The 20,276-nt window shown below is 74.1% G+C and carries 15 protein-coding genes; 9 read left to right on the top strand and 6 right to left on the bottom strand.

The genetic code is table 11. The features are described from left to right. Positions 1–7: 7 nt before the first annotated feature. Both RLT58_RS13815 and RLT58_RS13810 read right to left on the bottom strand, forming a co-directional pair. Positions 8–1,531, bottom strand: a complete 1,524-nt coding sequence (locus RLT58_RS13815; RefSeq protein ID WP_311310702.1) for a peptidoglycan DD-metalloendopeptidase family protein — start codon at positions 1,529–1,531, stop codon at positions 8–10. Between the two features lie 256 nt (positions 1,532–1,787). After that, positions 1,788–2,663, bottom strand: coding sequence for an esterase/lipase family protein (locus RLT58_RS13810; RefSeq protein ID WP_399131481.1), 876 nt, complete (start codon positions 2,661–2,663; stop codon positions 1,788–1,790). Between the two features lie 336 nt (positions 2,664–2,999). Between RLT58_RS13810 and RLT58_RS13805 the strand changes: the two genes are divergently transcribed. Continuing rightward, positions 3,000–3,413: a coenzyme B12-dependent isobutyryl CoA mutase small subunit gene (locus tag RLT58_RS13805; RefSeq protein ID WP_311310701.1), complete on the top strand. Its 414-nt coding sequence runs from the start codon at positions 3,000–3,002 to the stop codon at positions 3,411–3,413. A gap of 138 nt (positions 3,414–3,551) precedes the next feature. On the opposite strand, the gene RLT58_RS13800 is transcribed toward RLT58_RS13805, so the two are convergent. Continuing rightward, complete coding sequence (locus RLT58_RS13800; RefSeq protein WP_311310700.1) at positions 3,552–5,267, bottom strand: DUF5691 domain-containing protein; 1,716 nt, start codon at positions 5,265–5,267, stop codon at positions 3,552–3,554. A 17-nt stretch (positions 5,268–5,284) separates the two neighbouring features. Further along, entirely contained in the window at positions 5,285–6,667 is a 1,383-nt protein-coding gene (locus RLT58_RS13795; RefSeq protein WP_311310699.1) for an SWIM zinc finger family protein, read from the bottom strand. A 116-nt stretch (positions 6,668–6,783) separates the two neighbouring features. Between RLT58_RS13795 and RLT58_RS13790 the strand changes: the two genes are divergently transcribed. The 7 genes from RLT58_RS13790 to sucD all read left to right on the top strand — a co-directional run bounded on the left by RLT58_RS13790 (position 6,784) and on the right by sucD (position 15,782). Further along, positions 6,784–7,896, top strand: a complete 1,113-nt coding sequence (locus RLT58_RS13790; RefSeq protein WP_311310698.1) for an ATP-binding protein — start codon at positions 6,784–6,786, stop codon at positions 7,894–7,896. After that, a complete protein-coding gene (locus RLT58_RS13785; protein ID WP_311310697.1) occupies positions 7,893–10,301 on the top strand; it encodes a DUF5682 family protein in 2,409 nt (802 codons plus the stop codon). The genes RLT58_RS13790 and RLT58_RS13785 overlap by 4 nt, the downstream gene beginning before the upstream one ends. Next, positions 10,298–11,548, top strand: a complete 1,251-nt coding sequence (locus tag RLT58_RS13780) for a vWA domain-containing protein (RefSeq protein WP_399131478.1) — start codon at positions 10,298–10,300, stop codon at positions 11,546–11,548. Before RLT58_RS13785 ends, RLT58_RS13780 begins: the two co-directional genes overlap by 4 nt. A gap of 116 nt (positions 11,549–11,664) precedes the next feature. Then, entirely contained in the window at positions 11,665–12,474 is an 810-nt protein-coding gene (locus RLT58_RS13775) for a hypothetical protein (protein ID WP_311310696.1), read from the top strand. Positions 12,475–12,635: 161 nt separating this feature from the next. Next, positions 12,636–13,361: a hypothetical protein gene (locus tag RLT58_RS13770; RefSeq protein ID WP_311310695.1), complete on the top strand. Its 726-nt coding sequence runs from the start codon at positions 12,636–12,638 to the stop codon at positions 13,359–13,361. A 333-nt stretch (positions 13,362–13,694) separates the two neighbouring features. Next, on the top strand, positions 13,695–14,876 hold the full coding sequence (sucC, locus tag RLT58_RS13765) for an ADP-forming succinate--CoA ligase subunit beta (RefSeq protein ID WP_311310694.1): 1,182 nt from the start codon (positions 13,695–13,697) through the stop codon (positions 14,874–14,876). Positions 14,877–14,897: 21 nt separating this feature from the next. Next, positions 14,898–15,782: a succinate--CoA ligase subunit alpha gene (gene sucD / locus RLT58_RS13760; protein ID WP_007450902.1), complete on the top strand. Its 885-nt coding sequence runs from the start codon at positions 14,898–14,900 to the stop codon at positions 15,780–15,782. A gap of 102 nt (positions 15,783–15,884) precedes the next feature. On the opposite strand, the gene RLT58_RS13755 is transcribed toward sucD, so the two are convergent. Beyond that, entirely contained in the window at positions 15,885–17,225 is a 1,341-nt protein-coding gene (locus RLT58_RS13755; RefSeq protein ID WP_311310693.1) for a helix-turn-helix domain-containing protein, read from the bottom strand. Positions 17,226–17,350: 125 nt separating this feature from the next. Between RLT58_RS13755 and RLT58_RS13750 the strand changes: the two genes are divergently transcribed. Further along, on the top strand, positions 17,351–19,030 hold the full coding sequence (locus RLT58_RS13750; protein WP_311314511.1) for a cell division protein PerM: 1,680 nt from the start codon (positions 17,351–17,353) through the stop codon (positions 19,028–19,030). 2 nt (positions 19,031–19,032) lie between these two features. Here the strand turns inward: RLT58_RS13750 and RLT58_RS13745 are convergent, their stop codons facing one another. Next, positions 19,033–19,977: a hypothetical protein gene (locus RLT58_RS13745; protein WP_311310692.1), complete on the bottom strand. Its 945-nt coding sequence runs from the start codon at positions 19,975–19,977 to the stop codon at positions 19,033–19,035. Positions 19,978–20,276 lie beyond the last annotated feature (299 nt).

The raw sequence follows: 20,276 nt of genomic DNA, 5'->3' as shown, positions 1-20,276 counted from the left end.
GCCCTCGTCAGGTCGGGTCGACGCCGTGGCTGCGGAGCCACGGCAGCGGGTCGATCGCCGCGCCGCCGCCGGGCCGCACCTCGAAGTGCATGTGCGGGCCCGTCGAGTTCCCGGAGTTGCCGGAGTACGCGATGACGTCACCGGCCTTGACCGGACCGGAGCGGATCCGGGTGCTGCTGAGGTGGCAGTACCAGGTCTCGGTGCCGTCGGCCATGGTGACGATGGCCATGTTCCCGTAGGCGGTGTTGTACTGCGTGCGCACGGTGCCGTCGGTCGCGGCCATCACCGGGGTGCCGTACTGGACGGGGAAGTCGATGCCCGTGTGCACGGACATCCAGTTGACGCCCGCCTGGCCGAAGTAGGCGCTGAGGCCGTGCTGCTTGACCGGCATGACGTACTTGGGGCGCAGGGCCTCCTTGCGGGCGGCCTCCTCGATGCGCTTCTTCTTCTCGGCGGCCTGCCGCTCCTTCAGGTCGATGCGCTCCTGGGTGCGGCTGGCGCGGTCGGCGAAGTTCTCCGCGTCGGCGCTGAGGTTGGCGAGCTGGGTGTCCAGCTTGTTGTTCGCGGCGACCGGCTTGACCGTGCCGGGGTCCGCGGCGGCCATGCTCGTGGTGTCGTCCTTCTTCTCCTCGCCCCCGCCCATGCCGCTCACGGAGGCGGCGGCGATGCCGGCCACGCTCATCACGCAGGCGGAGGGAACGGCGACGGTGAGGAGTGCGGAGCGCTTCGCGGGGGAACGCCTGCGGCTGCGGCTGCCACCGGACCGGGTCACGGGACGGGCGACGGGATGCGGGGCGGGGTGTGGGTCGACCGGTTCCGGCGCGGGATCCTCGCCGTCCGTCTCCGGGAGCGCGGACTCGGCGGTCCGGTAGGGCTCATAGGGGTCGTACTGGTTGTACTGGCCGTACGAGTCGTGCGCCTCCGGCGCCGCGTGCTCGTGCGGCTCGGTTGTCTCGTAGTGCCCGAGCGTCTGCTGTGCCGCGTGTTCGGCTTCGTTCGGATCCGGCACGGTTTGCACTGTTTGCTGTTCGTACCCGGGCGTGGCGCCGGTGTTCCACGCGGTGGCGTCGTACGCGCCGGTGTCGTAGGCCGCCGTATCGGTGCCCGCCCACTGTCCGTTCGGGTACCAGGCGGTGGTGTCCCACTGCCCCGAGGACTCCGGTGCGCCGCCCTGGGCGGGGACGGCCGGGCCGTAGCCGTCGGCCGTCAGCCAGGTCGCGGAGGTGTCGTACGGGGCTGCCGCGTCGTACTCGGGGTGCTGCTGGGGCTGCTCGGCGTAGGTCTGGTAACCGGCGGTGTGGTCGTATCCGACCGTCCCGTGCGTGCCCGTGTCCCACTGCGTGGTGTCGTAAGCGCCGGTGTACGTGGCCTGCCCGGTGGCGTACGAGGTGCCGTAGCCGTAGTCCGCCGAGGTGTCGTACGAACCGTCGTAGCTGCCGGGGAGCGAACCGAAGAGCGGGTCGCTGTCGAAGGCGGTCGTCGAGTGGCCGTCGTATCCGGCATACCCGGCGTGGGGGTGCTGGTCGTTCACCAACTTCTCTCTCGCCTCGGCAGCAGGACCAGTTCCGGGGGCGGTGGGGGACCCCGGGGGCTAAGCAGTGGCCGCGACTGTACCCGGCGGTATGCGACGCCGACAATCTTCGACGGCCTCCACGCGCTCAGGAAACGGGCAATCGGCCGTCTTTCGGCGGACCGCTCACACAGCCTTGGCTCTATGTTCGAAACCCGTTCTATTTGTGCGGAGGGTGAGGGCGCGCCCGGGGGAGAGGTTCAGGCCGCGGAGAGGCTCAGGCCACGGAGACGGCGCCGGACGCGCCGAGGGCCGCCTCGTCCGCGTCGAGGGCCTGGCGGACTCCTGCGGCCACCGCCGGGTGCACCGGCAGCGCGAGGTGCCCGATGCCCGTGACGCGTACGTTCACCGCATCGAGGTCCGGGTGGTCCACGCAGGCCGCCTCGGCCGGGACGATCACCTGGTCCAGCTCGCTCCAGAAGCTGACGAACCGGGTGCGGCAGCCGGGCGCGGGCAGCCGCAGCTCCTCGATCGGAACCGATCCGCTGCGCATCTGCCGCACGATCGGGTGAGCGCCGGCCAGCGGCGCGACGGCCGTGCCCGCGTGCGGGGTGCCGAGTGTGACCAGGGTGCGGACCCGGTGGTCACCGCCCAGTCGCTGTACGTAGTAGCGCGCGATGAGACCGCCGAGGCTGTGTCCGACGATGTCCACCCGGCGATGCCCCGTGCGGGCGCAGATCTCCTCGACATGCCGGCCGAGCAGCTCGGCCGCCGTACGGATGTCGCAGGTCAGGGGGGAGTAGTTGAGCGATTCCAGATGGCGCCAGCCGTGCCGGGCCAGCGAGCGGCGCAGCAGGACGAAGACCGAGCGGTTGTCGATGAAGCCGTGCAGGAGCACGACCGGCGGGCGGTCGGGCGGCCCGGCGGGCAGCGCGGACGTCCCTGCGGGCGCGGGCGCGGGCCCGGCCGGGGACGGGGCGGCGCGGCGCTCCCCGGTGATTCCGGTGGGATACAGCAGGGCGTGACCGGCGAGTACCACGAGCTCCAGCGCGGTCGCTCTCAGTAGCGCGGAGGGCAGCCAGGCCGAGGGCAGCCAGGCGGTGCGCAGGCAGGGGCGGCGCAGCAGTAGGGGAAGGAAAGGCAGGGTCCTCACGGTCGACCTCCTGCTCCGGCACCCGGGGAGAGCGGCTCCCTGTCCCGTGTGCCCTCGTGGGGCGCCGTGTCGGAGGTCGGGCAGGCGGTGAGCCGTACCACCGTGCCGTGCGGCTGACGGCGCGGTGGTACGGCGACCTCGATGCGGCTCCCCCGGCGACCGGGCCCCGCACGGCGGTTCTGCCGCATGCTGCGGGGAACGGTGCCCGGTGAACATGTCCCACGTGTGATTTCCCCCTCCCGGTCCACCGCGAAACGGCGGCTTGCGGGATGCTGTGGATAACGTTCGTTCACATCCCCGGCCCGTCCGGTACGGGAGACGCATGTGGAGGCAGTGATGGGTGTGTCCGGTCCGATCCGTGTGGTGGTGGCCAAACCGGGCCTCGACGGCCATGACCGCGGGGCCAAAGTGATCGCGCGGGCCCTGCGCGACGCCGGTATGGAGGTCATCTACACGGGGCTCCACCAGACGCCCGAGCAGATCGTGGACACCGCGATCCAGGAGGACGCCGACGCGATCGGCCTCTCGATCCTCTCCGGCGCGCACAACACGCTCTTCGCCAAGGTGATCGAGCTGCTGAAGGAGCGCGAGGCGCAGGACATCAAGGTGTTCGGCGGCGGCATCATCCCGGAGGCGGACATCGCGCCGCTGAAGGAACAGGGCGTCGCGGAGATCTTCACCCCGGGCGCGACGACCACCGCGATCGTCGACTGGGTCAACGCGAACGTCCGCCAGCCGGCCGGGGCCTGATCCGGGCGGAGCCGGGTGCGGGCCCGATCCGGGCGGCCCGGGTGGGGTGGTTGCGGTCCACCGCCGGGTGGGCGCCGGTGGGCGCGGGCCCGGCAGGGCTTCGCCGTCTCGCCGGTCCGGCGCCGCCCCGCCCCCGCCTCACCGCACCGGCGCCAGCTCCGCCTCCATCGTCGCGCGCAGCCTCAGTGTCGAGACCAGGCGTCCGAACGCCTCCGACCAGTAGCCGTTCGCCCCGGGGGAGGCGTCCTCGGGCTCGTCGGGGGTCGTGGTGAGCACTTCCAGACGGCCTGCCTCCGCCGGATCGAGGCAGCGCTCGGCGAGACCCATCACCCCGCTGAAGCTCCAGGGGTAACTGCCCGCGTCCCGGGCGATGTCGAGGGCGTCGACGACGGAACGGCCGAGCGGCTCCGCCCACGGGACCGGGCAGACCCCGAGCAGCTGGAACGCCTCGGACAGGCCGTGGGCGGCGATGAAGTCGGCCACCCAGCCCGCCCGTTCGCCCGGGGGCAGGACGGCCAGGAGCTTCGACCGCTCGGCGAGCGACGCCGTGCCCGGCCCGTTCGACGGAGGTATCGACGGGGCGCCGAGCAGTGCCCGCGCCCACTCCGGGTCCCGCTGCCGCACGGCCGCCCGGCACCAGGCCGCGTGCAGCTCCTCGCCCCAGCCGTCCGCGACGGGCAGCGCGACGATTTCGCGCGCCCCCCGGCCGCCGAACCGGCCCGCCCAGACCGAGAGCGGCGACGCCTCCACCAACTGGCCCAGCCACCAGGACCGTTCGCCCCGGCCGGACGGCGGGAGCGCCGCCACCCCGTCCCGCTGCATCGCCGCATCGCACTCGTGCGGCGCCTCCACAGCGACGGACGGCTCGGTGCCGGTGAGTCCCGGGCTCACACAGGACAGCGCGCGGTCCGCCATCCTGCGGCCGAGCGCCGATCCGGGCAGCGCGGACAACAGCTCGGCCGCCGTCGCCCGCACATTGCGGCTGCGGTCGGCGAGCGCCTGCTCCAGGAACTCCTCGTCGGCGCCGGACAGTCCGGTGCGCAGCGAGTCGACGAACATCAGCCGGTCCTCGGCCCGCTCCGTCGTCCAGGTGGTGGCGAGCAGATCGAGCGCGGCCGACGGTTCATGCGCCCGTACGGCTCCGAGCAGTGCCACCCGTTCGGCGAACAGCCCCTCCTCCCAGAGCTTCCGCACCGCCTCCCGGTCGGTCACGTCCGGCAGCAGCGCGCTGCTGCCGGACGCGCCGCGCAGCGCGAACTTCCACTCCGGGTTCAGCCCGGCCAGCCACAGTCCGCGCGGACCCGCGAACTCCAGGGCCTGCGGGCGCAGATCGGTACGCGCGCGGGCCGCGTCCAGCAGGGGGGGCAGGGCGGCGTCCGGGGCCCGGTAGCCGTGCTGATTGGCGGTGGTCAGCCACTGCGGGATCAGCTCCGTCAGATCGGGGGCGGCCCCTCGTCTGCCGGCCGATCCGCCCGTCGCCACCCGGTCCGCGAGCAGTTGCGCCAGCCGGCTGCGGGCCGCATCGGGGAGCGGGGGCCGGGGATCGGCGGGGGCGGGGGCGGGGCGGGGCCCGGCAGGGGCGGGGAGCAGGGCCGCCCGGCGCCGCACGGTGTGCAGGGCGGCGGCATCGAGCAGCGCGACCGCGGCGCCGTCCGGGCTCGTGGCAGCCGGGCCCGGACCGCCCGCGCCCGTGCCGGGGGTCTTCGCGGCGGCCTCCCCGGGCGGGCGGCGGTCCGTGCCGAGCAGGGCCGAGGTGACGAGCTCTTCCCACGGCGTGGCCGCGAGCGCGTCCGCGACGGCGCCGGTGGCGGATGTGGTGGCGGACGCGGTGGTGCGTGTGGTGGTGCGGGGCATCGCTCCCCCTCCAGGAGTCAGATGAGCGGAACGGTCTCGGCGGCCTCGGCCGGCCAGGCCGCGAGCGGGTCGAAGCCGCGGTGGCCGCATTCACCGAAGACCGTGAGCGGGCCGCCGCCCGAGACCGCGACGAGCTTCCACAGCGCCGGCCGGGCCGACGCGTCGGCCGTGACGGGCAGGGCCGTCCGGCCCTCGGCGTCCGTGAGCTGCCAGCCGTCCTCGGCCGGCACGGGTATGACATCGCGCAGGGTCACCGGCCAGGACTCCAGCCAGGGGTCGCCGGTCAGCGCCTGACCGTACGCCGCGACGGCCTCGGGCACCGTGACACCCGGCGGTGGGCCGCCGGCCGGCTCCGCCACCCCGAACTGCGGCCCCAGCTCCGCCCGCAGCTGCGCGGAACCCGGGTAGGGCGTCAGCTCGGCGTCGATCGTGGCGCCCACGGGCAGGGCCTGACCGGGGGAGCGCCCGGCGGCCCCGAAGGACAGCAGCAGCGCCGTGCGGCCCGAATCCGTGCCGCGGAGCCAGATGCGGCGGGTGACGATCTTTCCCTCGGGGGTGTCGTACTGGGCGAGGACGAGCCAGCGGTCCCGGACCGGCTCCCCGTCCGGGGCGGCCGTCAGCCCCACCCGGGTCCGGACCGTGGCCGCCAGCGGCTGCGGCAGCCGGTCGATGCCCAGCCAGGCCGCGTCCAGCAGATGGAGCAGCGCGCACTCCTCCAGCAGCCGCACCGGCCAGCCGGGCCCGGACGCCGGGATCGCGCCCAGCTCCCGCACCCGGCCCGCCAGACCTGGCGCCTGCGCGTCGACCATGCGGGCCGCCGTCTCCTCCCACAGCCCGTACCCCGCCTGCTCGGCGGCGGCCAGTCCGCCCCGTAGCAGATCGGTCAGCCGCTGCTCCAACTCCTGGGCACCGCCGCCGATCCGCTCCGCCCGCCGCTCGGCCCGGCGGCGGGCGGCCGCCGGATCCGCGGGCCCGTCACCCGTACCCTCGCCGCCGGCCGGCCGCGCCTTGGCCTCCGCGCGGGCCCGCCGGGCGGTCAGCCATTCGCCCGCCCAGTCGGGCGGATCCCCGGCGGGCACCGCCGGTCCGTCGGACGCGCGGAGCAGCAGCAGACCCAGCGCGTGCTTGCACGGGAACTTGCGACTGGGGCAACTGCACTTGTACGCGGGGCCCGTCGTGTCGATCACCGTGCGGTACGGCTTGCTTCCGCTTCCCCGGCACTGCCCCCACAGCGCACCCGAAGCATCCCACCCGGTGTCCGACCACGGACCGGCCGAACCCAGCTTGTTCCCCGCCTTGCGTGAAGCGTCGTCAGGAGCCAGGGCCAGGACCTGCTCCACCGTCCAGCGCGCCGCCGGAGCAGCGGCGCCCAAGGGTTCTCCCCCGTCAGTCAGCAGCATGGGAACGACGGTAGGCGGCCCCACTGACAATCGCCCTGACCTGCGCAAAGGGCGATTGTCAGTGGCATGGTGCACGGTGGGAACCACACCAGGCCGACCGATCTGGAGGGGGATCCATGACCGTGTCCGACACCACCGCAGCCACCGGCGGCGAGGCCCTGCGCCCGCATGCCGAGGACGCCTTCGCCGACGAACTGAAGGCGCTCGCCGCCGCCGACGACCGCCCCCGGCCCGCGCGTTGGCGCCTCTCGCCGTGGGCGGTCGCCACCTATCTGCTGGGCGGCACCCTGCCGGACGGCACCGTGATCACACCCAAGTACGTGGGTCCGCGCCGTCTCGTCGAGGTCGCCGTCACCACGCTCGCCACCGACCGGGCCCTGCTGCTCCTCGGCGTTCCCGGCACCGCCAAGACCTGGGTCTCCGAGCATCTCGCGGCCGCCGTCAGCGGCGACTCCACCCTGCTGGTGCAGGGCACGGCGGGCACCCCCGAGGAAGCCGTCCGCTACGGCTGGAACTACGCGCAGCTGCTGGCGCACGGCCCCAGCCGCGACGCGCTGGTGCCCAGCCCGCTGATGCGCGCCATGTCAAAGGGCATGACCGCGCGGATCGAGGAACTGACGCGTATCCCCGCCGATGTGCAGGACTCGCTGATCACGATCCTGTCCGAGAAGACCCTGCCCCTGCCCGAACTGGGCCAGGAGGTCCAGGCGGTGCGCGGGTTCAACGTCATCGCCACGGCCAACGACCGCGACCGGGGGGTCAACGAGCTGTCCAGCGCCCTGCGCCGCCGGTTCAACACCGTGGTGCTGCCGCTGCCCGCCACCCCGGAGGCCGAGGTGGACATCGTCTCCCGGCGCGTCGACCAGGTGGGGCGCTCGCTCGACCTGCCGCCCGCGCCCGACGGCCTCGCCGAGATCCGCCGCGTCGTCACGGTCTTCCGTGAGCTGCGCGACGGCGTCACCACGGACGGGCGCACCAAGCTCAAGTCCCCCTCGGGCACGCTGTCCACGGCCGAGGCGATCTCCGTCGTCACCAACGGCCTCGCCCTCGCCGCCCACTTCGGCGACGGGGTGCTGCGCCCCGGCGACGTCGCCGCCGGCATTCTCGGCGCGGTCGTCCGCGACCCGGCCGCCGACCGGGTGGTGTGGCAGGAGTACCTGGAGACCGTGGTGCGCGAGCGGGACGGCTGGAAGGACTTCTACCGCGCCTGCCGAGAGGCCTCCGTATGACCGGCGCCCGCACCGCCGGCCCGCTGCTGCTGGGGGTGCGTCACCACGGTCCTGGCTCGGCCCGCGCGGTCCGCGCCGCCCTGGACGCCGCCCGCCCGAGGGCGGTGCTCATCGAGGGGCCGCCCGAGGGGGACGCGCTGCTGCCGCTGGCGGCCGACGAGCAGATGCGGCCGCCCGTCGCCCTGCTCGCCCACGCGGTGGACGACCCCGGGCGGGCGGCGTTCTGGCCGCTCGCCGAGTTCTCCCCGGAGTGGGTCGCGATCCGCTGGGCCCTGGCGCACGGCGTCCCCGCCCGCTTCGTCGACCTGCCCGCGGCGCACTCACTGGCCATGGAGGAGGAGCCCGCAGGCTCCCCGGACCGGGGCGAGGACCCGGACCCGGAGGCGGAGGCGGGCCCCGAGCCGGACGGTCCGTCCCGACGCGTCCCCGTCGACCCCGTCCGGGTGCTGGCCGAGACCGCGGGGTACGACGACCCCGAGCGCTGGTGGGAGGACGTGGTCGAACACCGGGTCCCCGACGGCGGGGCGGCCGGCCCCCTGGCGGCGTTCGCCGCACTCGGCGAGGCGATGACCGCGCTGCGCGAGGTGTACGGGGACGGCGGCCACCCCCGTGACGCGGTGCGCGAGGCGTACATGCGCATCCAACTGCGGGCTGCGGTCAAGGAGTTCGGGGACGAGGTCGCCGTGGTGTGCGGGGCCTGGCATGTCCCGGCCCTGCGGACGAGGACGACGATCACCGCGGACCGGGCCCTGCTCAAGGGGCTGCCCAAGGTCAAGGCCGAACTGACCTGGGTGCCCTGGACCCACCAGCGGCTCGCCCGGCACAGCGGATACGGGGCCGGGATCGACTGGCCCGGCTGGTACGAGCACCTCTTCACCGCCCCGGACCGTCCGATCGAACGGTGGATGACGAAGGTCGCCGGACTCCTGCGCGACGAGGACCGGTTCGTCTCCTCCGCCCATGTCATCGAGGCCGTCCGGCTCGCCTCGACCCTCGCCGCCCTGCGCGGCCGGCCGCTCGCCGGACTGAGCGAGACGACCGACGCCGTCCGGGCCGTGATGTGCGAGGGCTCCGACGTACCGCTGGCGCTCGTCCGGGACCGCCTGATCGTCGGCGGAGCCCTCGGCGAAGTACCCGACACCGCACCCGCCGTGCCGTTGCAGCGCGACCTCACCCGGCAGCAGCGCACCCTGCGGCTCAAGCCGGAGGCGTCCGAGCGGGAGACGGAGCTCGACCTCCGCAAGGACACCGACGCGGCCCGCAGCCGGCTGCTGCACCGGCTGCGCCTCCTGGGCATCGGCTGGGGCGAGCCCGCCGCCGGGCGGGGGAGCACCGGCACCTTCCGGGAGAGCTGGCGGCTGCGCTGGGAGCCCGAACTCCATGTACGGGTCGCGGAGGCGGGCGTCTGGGGCACCACCGTGCTCACCGCCGCGACCGCCCGCGCCGAGTCGGACGCCCTCTCGGCGACCGCCCTCGCCGAGGTGACCGCGCTCGCCGAGCGCTGCCTGCTGGCCGACCTGCCCGAGGCGCTCCCCGTCGTGATGCGGGCCCTCGCCGACCGCGCCGCCCTCGACACCGACGTCGGCCACCTCGCCGACGCCCTGCCCGCCCTGGCCCGCACCCTGCGCTACGGGGACGTCCGCTCGACGGACACCACCGCGCTCGGTGAGGTCGCGGCCGGACTCGCCGAACGGATCTGCGTCGGGCTGCCCCCCGCCTGCACCGGCCTCGACACCGACGGGGCCGAGGCGCTGCGCCGCCGTATCGACGGAGTCCACACCGCGATCGGGCTCCTCGCGGGCGCCGTCCCGGAGAACGCGGACGGCCTGCGCGAGCGCTGGCGGGCCGTGCTGCACAGGCTCGCCGTCCGGGACACGGTCGCGGGTGTGATCCGAGGCCGAGCGGCCCGGCTCCTCCTGGACGACGGACACCTCGAACAGGACGACGCGGCACGGCTGATGGGCCTGGCCCTGTCGCCCGGCACCCCACCGGCCGACGCCGCCGCGTGGATCGAGGGATTCGTCGGCGGAGCGGCCGGCGGCGGCATGCTCCTGGTCCACGACGAACGGCTGCTCGCCCTGGTCGACTCCTGGCTCACGGGAGTCTCCGCCGACACCTTCACCGACGTACTGCCGCTGCTGCGCCGCACGTTCTCCGCGTACGAGCCGGGCGTACGGCGCACGCTGGGCGAACTGGTCCGGCGCGGCCCGGCCGCCGACGGCGCCCCGGGCACCGGCGCGCTGCCCGGGGGCGGGGCGACGGCACCCGGATTCGGCCCCGCGCTCGACGCGGCACGGGCGGACGCGGTGGTCCCGGTCCTGCGCCTGCTGCTCGGCCTGGACACGGAGACACCGCCGACTGCGGCACCCGGCCACCACGCACAACCCCTGGGAGCGACGGGATGACGACTTCCGAACCGACACCGGCCGTTCACGCGACACCGGCCGCCCCCGCGACACCCGCCGCGGCGGGCGGCGCGGACGACGGGGAGCGGCTGCGGCGCTGGCGCATGGTGCTGGGCGCGGACAGCGCACAGAGCACCGGCTGCACGCTCACCGGCCGCGACGCCGCGATGGACGGCGCGCTGACCGCGCTGTACGAGGGCGGGAGCAGGCCCGGCGGCCGGGGCGGCGGCGGACGCTCGGCCGGACTCGGCGCCTCCGCACCGTCCGTGGCCCGCTGGCTCGGCGACATCCGGACGTACTTCCCCAGCTCCGTCGTCCAGGTGATGCAGCGCGACGCCATCGACCGGCTCGGGCTCTCCGCGCTCCTGCTCGAACCGGAGATGCTGGAGGCCGTCGAGGCGGACGTCCATCTCGTCGGCACCCTGCTCTCGCTCAACAAGGCCATGCCCGAGACGACGAAGGAGACGGCGAGGGCCGTCGTCCGCAAGGTCGTCGATGAGCTGGAGAAGCGGCTCACCACCCGCACCCGGGCCACGCTCACCGGCGCCCTGGACCGCTCCGCGAAGGTCAGCAGGCCCCGCCACCACGACATCGACTGGGACCGCACGATCCGGGCCAACCTCAAGAACTACCTGACCCTGCCCGGCGAGGACGGCGCCGGGACCGTCGTCCCCGAGCGGCTCATCGGGTACGGGCGGGCCGCGCAGTCCGTGAAGAAGGACGTCATCCTCTGCATCGACCAGTCCGGTTCGATGGCCGCCTCCGTGGTCTACGCGTCGGTGTTCGGGGCCGTGCTCGCCTCCATGCGCTCCCTGCGGACCAGGCTCGTCGTCTTCGACACGGCGGTGGTCGACCTCACCGACCAGCTCGACGACCCCGTCGACGTGCTCTTCGGCACCCAGCTCGGCGGCGGCACCGACATCAACCGGGCCCTGGCCTACTGCCAGTCGCAGATCACCCGCCCCGCCGACACCGTCGTCGTGCTCATCAGCGACCTCTACGAGGGCGGCATCCGCAACGAGATGCTGAAGCGGGTCGCCGCGATGAAGTCGTCGGGCGTGCAGTTCGTGACCCTGCTCGCTCTGTCCGACGAGGGCGCTCCCTCCTACGACCGTGACCACGCCGCGGCGCTCTCCGCCCTGGGCGCCCCGGCGTTCGCCTGTACGCCGGACCTCTTCCCGGAGGTGATGGCGGCCGCGATCGAGAAGCGGCCCCTGCCCATACCGGACAAGGAGACCCATCAGTAACACAGGGCTTGCGTGACCCCCCGCGCCCCGTGCAAGCATCGTCCCGTCGCCCGCGGGGGGATGCATTCCGCGTCTCCGTCCGTGCCGTGCCGCGTACCGAAAGGGTTCACTCCGACGTGACCACCGCAGTCGCCCGCCCCGGCACCGCCGCGCGCCCCGTGCGCGGGCGGACCGGCCGGCGCGTGCTGCACGTGGTGCTGTTCCTCGGCGGACTCCTGGCGCTCGGGCTGCTGTTCGGCGCGCCGGCCCACGCGGAGGGCCGGCAGCCGGCCGCCCGACCGGCCCTCGATGTCTCCGTGGACGCGGACACGCACATCGGTGAGGACGTACGTACGGCCCTGCGGCAGCCCGCGCGGCAGCCGGTCTCCCGCACCGCGCCGGCCGCCCCGGCGCGGAAGGCCGTACGGCAACTGGCCCGGCCCGTCGGCCGGGTGGCCGAGAAGGCGGTCGGCACGGCGGTCACCCAGGTCCGGAAGGTCACCACGCGGCTCCCGGAGCAATGGCCCGTACCGGCACAGCCGTTGCCGCACACGCCCGACACCCCGTCCACCGCACCGCACGCCGGCCACACCCGGCCCGGCTCCGGACCGCGCACGGACCCGCGCGGCGCACCCGCACCCGCGCCCGTCCACCGCGCCGCAGCCGAGCCGAAGGCCGGCCCCGTCGCCCCGCACACGACCACGACCGCTTCGCACCGGCACACCGCGACCCAGGATCCACCCCCCCACCGGGGTCCCTTCGGGCCCACCGGAGACCAGGGGCGTTCCGCCTCCGCCGAGGCCCATCCGCCACGCGGCGGTGACGTGCACGCGGTCGCCTCCTTCGCCGCCCGCGCCCCCCTGGGGCTCGTCCGCGGCGCCGGTCTTCCGGCCACCGCCGCGCCGGTCCGCGACAGATCCGGCGACATCCCCGAGTTCCCCGGCTAGGGCAGGCCGTTCCCCCGCCTCGACCTGCCGCGCGGGGGCGGAACAGGTCTGCCCGCTGTCCGGACGTACTCCGGACGGAGACGTGAACTCGAAGGATCTGACACACACATGCACAAGAACATCCGCCGTTCCCTGGCCGTCGCCGCCACCGCCACCGGTATGTGGGCCTCGGTACCGCCGCCGCGAGCGCGGACGAACTGCCCGTCCACCTCCCGCTGTCCACCCCCGACCACGCCACCGACGCGCTCGACGGCGTCGACGACCTGGGCGCGAAGGACGTCGTCGGCAAGGCCCGGGATCTGAAGGACACCGCCCCGGCGAAGGCCGCGGCCGCCACCGCCGGCCGGGTCACGGGCCACACGGCCGAGGCCCCGGCGCCCGCAGCCCTCACCCCCGAGACCGGCACCCCCAAGGCCGGCATCCCCGAGACCCCCGCCCACGGACTCCCCGCAGCTGAGCTCCCCGCCCCCGAAGCCCCCGTCGACTACCTCTTCGGCCCGATCGAGAACCTCCCCGGCTACGGGCAGGACGCCACGTCCGCGGTGGCCGGCCCGGTCGTCGGGCAGACCTCCGACGCCGTGCTGCCGCCCCTCGCCGCCGACGCGGTCTCCACGGTCCTGCCGGTCGTCGGACAGGCGCTGGGCGATGTCTCGGCCCTCGCGCAGGGGGTCACCGATGAGGTGCCCCCGTTCGCCCAGGGAGTCACCGGCGAGGTCTCCCCGTTCACCCAGGGGGTCCTGTCCACCGTCGGCGAGGACGCCCGGCCCGCCGTTGAGCACGCGGCGGCCGGAGCCCAGGGCCTGACCTCGGTCACGCCCGCGTACGTCTCCGATGCCACGGCCGGCACGACGGCGTCGCCGGCCTCCCTGGCACCGGCCCGGCACTGACACCCACCGGGAAAGCGGCACCGGCGCAGGGGCCGGGCGGCTCCCGTGCGGCCGGACCCGTCCGGGTCCCGGCCGGCGGGGGGCCGCCCGGCCCGCCCCGGGCCGTTTTGTCCACTGCGACCCGGCCACCAGGGCGATCTGTGACCGTAATCACCGCCCAGGTGCGATCTGCGATTTAGGGTCATGCGGGGCTCGGGGATAACCTGCGAGATGGACATGCCGCGTATTCGGTCACCGTGTGCGCCTTCCTTGTGACAGAGCAGTCACGTTGCCCCTCGCGGCACGCCCACGCAGAAAACCAACCGCGAGACCATTGATAAGGGACGGACGCGCGTGGACCTGTTCGAGTACCAGGCGAGGGACCTCTTCGCCAAGCACGGTGTACCGGTGCTGGCCGGTGAAGTCATCGACACGCCTGAGGCAGCCCGCGAGGCGACCGAGCGGCTGGGCGGCAAGTCGGTCGTCAAGGCACAGGTGAAGGTCGGAGGCCGCGGCAAGGCCGGTGGCGTGAAGCTGGCCGCCAACCCCGACGAGGCGGTCGCCCGGGCGACCGACATCCTCGGCATGGACATCAAGGGCCACACGGTCCACAAGGTGATGATCGCCGAGCTGTCCCCGGAGATCGAGGCGGAGTACTACGTCTCGTACCTCCTCGACCGCACCAACCGCACCTTCCTGGCCATGGCCTCGGTGCAGGGCGGCATGGACATCGAGGAGGTCGCGGAGAAGACCCCCGAGGCCCTCGCGAAGGTCCCGGTCAACGCCGTGGACGGTGTCGACATCGTCAAGGCCCGCGAGATCGTGGCCCAGGCCAAGTTCCCGGCCGACGTGGCCGAGGGTGTCGCCGAGGCCCTGGTGACCCTGTGGGACACCTTCGTCGCCGAGGACGCCCTCCTCGTCGAGGTCAACCCGCTGGTCAAGACCAAGGACGGCCGGATCCTGGCCCTGGACGGCAAGGTCTCGCTCGACGAGAACGCCGACTTCCGCCAGCCGGGCCACGAGGCGCTCGAGGACAAGGCCGCAGCCAACCCGCTCGAGGCTGCCGCCAAGGCCAAGAACCTCAACTACGTCAAGCTCGACGGCGAGGTCGGCATCATCGGAAACGGTGCCGGTCTGGTCATGTCGACCCTGGACGTCGTCGCGTACGCCGGTGAGAACCACGGCAACGTGAAGCCCGCCAACTTCCTCGACATCGGGGGCGGCGCCTCCGCCGAGGTCATGGCGAACGGCCTGGAGATCATCCTCGGCGACCCGGACGTCAAGTCCGTCTTCGTCAACGTCTTCGGCGGCATCACCGCCTGCGACGAGGTCGCCAACGGCATCGTCCAGGCGCTTGAGCTGCTCAAGTCCAAGGGCGAGGCGGTCACCAAGCCGCTCGTCGTGCGCCTCGACGGCAACAACGCGGAGCTGGGTCGCAAGATCCTCTCCGACGCCAACCACCCGCTGGTCCAGCGCGTGGACACCATGGACGGCGCGGCCGACAAGGCCGCCGAGCTCGCCGCGGCTGCGAAGTAAGGAAGAGGGACTCAGACCACCATGGCTATCTTCCTCACCAAGGACAGCAAGGTCATCGTCCAGGGGATGACCGGCGCGACGGGCATGAAGCACACCAAGCTCATGCTCGCCGACGGCACCAACATCGTCGGTGGCGTGAACCCGCGCAAGGCCGGCACGACCGTCGACTTCGACGGCACCGAGGTACCGGTCTTCGGCTCCGTCGCCGAGGCGATGGAGAAGACCGGCGCGAACGTGTCCGTCCTCTTCGTGCCGCCGGCCTTCTCGAAGGCCGCCGTCGTCGAGGCGATCGACGCCGAGATCCCGCTGGCCGTCGTGATCACCGAGGGCATCGCCGTCCACGACTCGGCCGCCTTCTGGGCCTACGCCGGCGCGAAGGGCAACAAGACCCGGATCATCGGTCCGAACTGCCCCGGCCTGATCACCCCCGGCCAGTCCAACGCCGGCATCATCCCGGGCGACATCACCAAGCCCGGCCGCATCGGTCTCGTGTCCAAGTCCGGCACGCTGACCTACCAGATGATGTACGAGCTCCGCGACATCGGCTTCTCGTCCGCCGTCGGCATCGGTGGCGACCCGGTCATCGGTACGACGCACATCGACGCCCTCGCGGCGTTCGAGGCCGACCCCGAGACCGACCTGATCGTCATGATCGGCGAGATCGGCGGCGACGCCGAGGAGCGTGCGGCGGACTTCATCGCGAAGAACGTCACCAAGCCGGTCGTCGGTTACGTCGCGGGCTTTACCGCCCCCGAGGGCAAGACCATGGGCCACGCCGGCGCCATCGTCTCCGGCTCCTCCGGCACCGCGCAGGCCAAGAAGGAGGCCCTCGAGGCCGCCGGCGTCAAGGTCGGCAAGACGCCGACCGAGACCGCCAAGCTGGCGCGCGAGATCCTCGGCGCCTGACGTACCGCGGCACCACGCCGCACGGCGTCACCGCACGGACGACGCGGGCCCGTACCCCGGCCAGGGGTACGGGCCCGCGTCCATGTGCGGCGGCCGTCCGGCTCAGAGCGCCCCGGGCACCAGCCGGGCCGGACCGCGTACCAGCTCCTCGCCGAGCTTCTTCTGCAGCTTCTTGTCCTGCGGCGTCAGCTTCTGCGGACCGCCCACCGGCGGCACCCCGCCCACCTTCTGGGCGGGCGACGGCGGCGTCTCGTACTTCCGAGGAGCCGTCGCCAGGGTGATCAGCGTCAGGCCGATGATCAGCACGGTGAACGCGATGGCCGCCCGGGTCCACAGCTGCGCCTTGCGCTCGCTGCCGGTACGGATCAGCTCCGGCACGGGCAGCGAGGAGGCGGGCTGGGTACGGGCGAGGGTGCCGAGGCGCTCGTGCAGCAGCGCGGACTGCTCGTCCGGGGACAGCGGCTCCGCCAGCTCGGGCAGCTTCTCGGCGACGGCCGCCCGCGCGGTCACCAGCCGCCCGGCCGCCGCCGGCGTGCTCGCCTCCGTCTCCGCCGCGGTCTCCGGCAGCCCGAGCCCCACCCCGTCGTGCAGCAGCAGGGTGCGACGGTACGCGGGCGGCAGGGACAGCAGCGCGTCGAGGAGCGCGCGCGAACCGGGCGCCTCGGGCGGTGGATCGGCGCGCCGGTGCTCGCGGCGCACCTGGCGCCACGGCGACATCGCGTGCTCGTACGCGGCGGCCCGCACCCACCCCACCGGGTCCCGGTCCACCGCCACCTCCGGCCAGCGCTGCCAGGCCAGCTCGAAGGCCTTGGCCACCGCCTCGCGTGACAGGGCGCGCCGGCCGGTCAGCAGATACGTCTGACGGTAGAGGGCGCCCGCGGCGTGCCGGTAGAGGGCGTCGAACGCCTCGTCGGGCGAGAGCCCGGCCGAGGAACCGGCCTCCGCCTCGGCCGCCCCCGCGCCCCCGCCGCCTGCCTCGGCGGTCGCGGCGACCTCACCCGCCACGGGCGTCTCGGCGGGTGGCGCGGACGAAACGGGCGGGGCGGGTGAGACGGGCGGTGCGGGCGGCTCGGGTGTGGTGCTGCCGGGCTCGGTCGGGGCCATGGCGTCGCTCCCGGTGGCTTCTGCGGGGGAGGGCGTCGACGGGTGCGCCGCCCGGTCGGTGGTGGCCTTCGGCCGGGTGTTCGATGCCTTCGGCTTGACCCGGGAGGCGGGCGCGGAGGAGTGCGCGCCGCCGCTCCCGATCAGCCGGGCGTACGCCTCGCGCTTGCGGCCGCGCGGGCTGGTGCGGCCGGTCTCCCAGGATCTGACCGTGGCCCGGGTGACGCCGACAGCCGCCGCGACCTGCTCCTCACTCAGCGACCTGGCCTCCCGCAGCCTGCGCCGCTCCTTGGGGGAGGGGAGCGGATGGGTGGCGGCCTCGCCGGTCGTGCTCTGTGTCATGAGGGCCCCTCGCACGGCCTGCACCGGGTGAAAAAGTACATAAACGTATATTGAGCGACACAACGGCCGTTCGCCCGTTACACGGAATAAGCGCGTGTCGTTGGCAGCATGACGGCGTGACCCAAGTGACCGAACGCAGCCCGTCGTTGTCGGCCGAGCAGGGACGGTCCGCCGTACTGGCCTCGGCGCTGCTGCGCGGGGCACTCGCCGCAGGGCTCGGACTGGGCTCCGTCGCGGTGCTCGTCGCCGTCCTGTGGATCAGCTCGCCGGCCCCGGACAGCGGCCCCGGCGAGGCGTTCCACGCTGCTGCCGGGATCTGGCTGCTCGCGCACGGCGCCGAACTGATCAGGACCGACACCCTGACCGGGGCCCCGGCCCCCGTCGGGCTCACCCCGCTGCTGCTCGCCGCCCTGCCGGTCTGGCTGGTGCACCGGGCGGCCAGGGACGTGCTGGAGCCCGAGGAGGGGCGCGGCGCCCCGTCGCCCGGGAGCGCCTTCGCCCTGGTGACGGGCGGATATCTGCTGGTCGGCGCGGCCGTGGCGCTCTACGTGCGGGGCGCCTCGCTGTCCGTGAGGCCCTGGTCCCTGCTTCTTCCGGGTGTCCTCGTGGTGGCGGGCGCGGCGGCCGCCGGGGTGTGGACCGCCGCCGGCCGGCCGCTCGGACCGCCGCCCTCCTGGGCGCCGGTGCGGCTGCACGAGGCGATGGCGCGCTCCCGGTTCGCGCGGCGCGCGGAGGTGGTGGGCCGCTCGGCGGCGGCCGGGGCGGCGGTCCTGCTGGGCGGCGGCGCGCTGGTGGTCGCGGTGGCGCTGGTGTGGCACGCGGCGCCGGTCCAGACCTCCTTCCTGGGGCTCTCCGGCGACTGGGCCGGACGGTGGGCGGTGCTCCTGCTGGCGCTGGCGCTGGTGCCGAACGCGGCGGTGTGGGGTGCGGCGTACGGACTCGGCCCCGGCTTCGCGCTGGGCACCGCGTCCGCGGTCGGCCCGATCGCCTTCACCGGGCATCCGGCGGTGCCGGAGTTCCCGTTGCTGGCCGCCCTGCCGGACCAGGGGCCGGGGACGCCCGTGAACTGGGCGGCCGGGGCGGTGCCGGTCGTGGCCGCGCTGACCGTCGCCTGGTTCACCGTACGGCGGGCCGCCCCGGCCCACGGGGAACGCGAGGAGGCGTGGACCCTGCGGGAGACCGCGCTCACCACCGCACTCGGGGCGGCCGGCTGCGGGATCTGCACCGCCCTGCTCGCGGCGGCGGCCGGGGGGCGGCTCGGCACGCGCGCCCTGGCGGAGTTCGGCCCGGTGTGGTGGCTGACGGGGGCGGCGGCCGTGGCCTGGACGGTGGTGATCGGAGTCCCGTCGGCCCTGCTGCTGCGGGCCTGGCGACTGCGCGGCCGTACCGGGGCCGAGGATGCGGCGGGCGAGGAGACGGAAGCGGACGCGGAGGCGAAGCAGCCCGAACCGGCCGACGCGAAGAAGCCGAAGAAGCAGAAGAAGCAGAAGAAGGCGGAGAAGGCGGAGAAGGCGGAGAAGGCGGAGAAGGCGGAGAAAGCAGCGAAGGCGGAGAAGGCGGAGAAGGCGGGGGAACCGGAGAAGGCCAGGAAGGGGAAGAAGTCCAAGACGTCCGAGCCCGTCGCCCCCGTACCCGCCCCGGGCGGCGGCCGGGACGACGACGAGGACTTCGAGCCGTACGACTTCCTGCCCACCGACCCCTGGCACGCGAGAACGACGGAGGCCCCGCAGGCCCCGGAGAACGGGCCTGCGGGGCCTTCCGAAGAGGCTCCCGGTGTTCCGGACGCCCCGGACACCGCTTCCTGACGCTACTTCTTGACGCCGAAGAGCGGTTCCAGCGGCTTCGGGAGCAGATCGTTGCAGGCGAGCTGGCCCGACTTGGTGAGCGCGTCGTTCACACAGGTGTAGTAGTCGCGGTAGACCAGCTGCACCGTGAACGTCGTCGCGACGATCGCCAGGGCGACCACCCCCGTCACCAGACCGCTGACCGCGGCCGTCGTCTGCTGCCGGCTGCCGCGCTGGGCCTGGACGGTGCCGGGCACGGACGCCGCCCCGGGCAACGGAGCCGGTCCGGACGCGGCGCCCGGCGCGGTGTCCGGACCCCGGCCGGGGGCGCCCGTACCGGATGCCCCGGGCGTTCCGGCCGGCCCGCCCGCCGCCGGGGACTCCTTCGGCTTGGCCCGCAGTGAGCTGATCGCCCAGTAGGTGGCGAGGGCGCCGAGCAGCAGGGCGATCTCCGGGAAGTCGAAGATCGCGAAGAAGAAGGCCCACATGCCGGCGAGCAGGGCGTAGCGGGCGCGGCGCTGAACGGGGTCGGTCGGGTCCCAGCGCAGGCCGCCGGGGGAGCCCTCGGGGCCGCCCTTCCCGTTCGGTCCGCCGGGCCCGGAGGGTCTTCCGCCGAAGCCGCCGCTCTGGCGGCCCGGCTGGTGGCTGCTCCACTGGCTGCCCCAGACGGGGCGGTTGTCGGAGGACCCGCCCTCGGGCGCGTCCCCGCCGTTGCCCTCGCCCTCGCCGTGCGTACCGCCGTTGACCGGGTGGCGCGGCTGCCAGGGCTGGTCGGGGCGGTCCTCCGGCGGCGGGGCGAACGGGTTGTCGTCCGTCGGCCCGTTCCCGGAGCCCGACGACGAGGAGGAAGAGGAAGAAGAGGAGGAGGAAGAAGAGGGGCCCGGCGTGGGGGACTGGCGCTCCCGCATCAGCAGTGAGGACCCGGGCAGCGGGTGGCGGAAGGCGGTGCGGCGGCGTCGGTCCGGCATATGGTGAACGTCTTCCCCATCTCGTCATTTCCGCCCTGCGGACGGTTCGCTGTCCCCTGACGCTACCTCCCGGTGAGGAAGGGCCGAAAGCGGGGAGTTGCAGGCGTGGTGGCCTACGGCTGTGGGCGCTCGCTCACCCCGTCACACAAGGGCCCGGCGAGGTGCCGGTATCGTTGCTGACGGTCGGCTCGTTCGTAGAGTTCCCCGTATCGGGGGGCGTGATTCATTCGTACGACCGTACAAACCGCATCGCCGCCGTACCGCTGCCCAGCGCCTCGGCAGGCGGGCCGGCCGCTTCG

This window comes from Streptomyces sp. ITFR-16 (assembly GCF_031844705.1).
GTDB lineage: Bacteria > Actinomycetota > Actinomycetes > Streptomycetales > Streptomycetaceae > Streptomyces.
Note: the sequence above shows the minus strand (reverse complement) of the source record. Positions and strands in the feature narration are given on the sequence as shown.

Bases quoted from the DNA above. Each gene is read 5' to 3' on its own strand.
- RLT58_RS13805 (WP_311310701.1), top strand. From the start codon at position 3,000: ATGGGTGTGTCCGGTCCGATCCGTGTGGTGGTGGCCAAACCGGGCCTC.
- RLT58_RS13800 (WP_311310700.1), bottom strand. From the start codon at position 5,267: ATGCCCCGCACCACCACACGCACCACCGCGTCCGCCACCACATCCGCC.
- RLT58_RS13795 (WP_311310699.1), bottom strand. From the start codon at position 6,667: ATGCTGCTGACTGACGGGGGAGAACCCTTGGGCGCCGCTGCTCCGGCG.
- RLT58_RS13790 (WP_311310698.1), top strand. From the start codon at position 6,784: ATGACCGTGTCCGACACCACCGCAGCCACCGGCGGCGAGGCCCTGCGC.
- RLT58_RS13785 (WP_311310697.1), top strand. From the start codon at position 7,893: ATGACCGGCGCCCGCACCGCCGGCCCGCTGCTGCTGGGGGTGCGTCAC.
- RLT58_RS13780 (WP_399131478.1), top strand. From the start codon at position 10,298: ATGACGACTTCCGAACCGACACCGGCCGTTCACGCGACACCGGCCGCC.
- sucD (WP_007450902.1), top strand. From the start codon at position 14,898: ATGGCTATCTTCCTCACCAAGGACAGCAAGGTCATCGTCCAGGGGATG.
- RLT58_RS13755 (WP_311310693.1), bottom strand. From the start codon at position 17,225: ATGACACAGAGCACGACCGGCGAGGCCGCCACCCATCCGCTCCCCTCC.
- RLT58_RS13745 (WP_311310692.1), bottom strand. From the start codon at position 19,977: ATGCCGGACCGACGCCGCCGCACCGCCTTCCGCCACCCGCTGCCCGGG.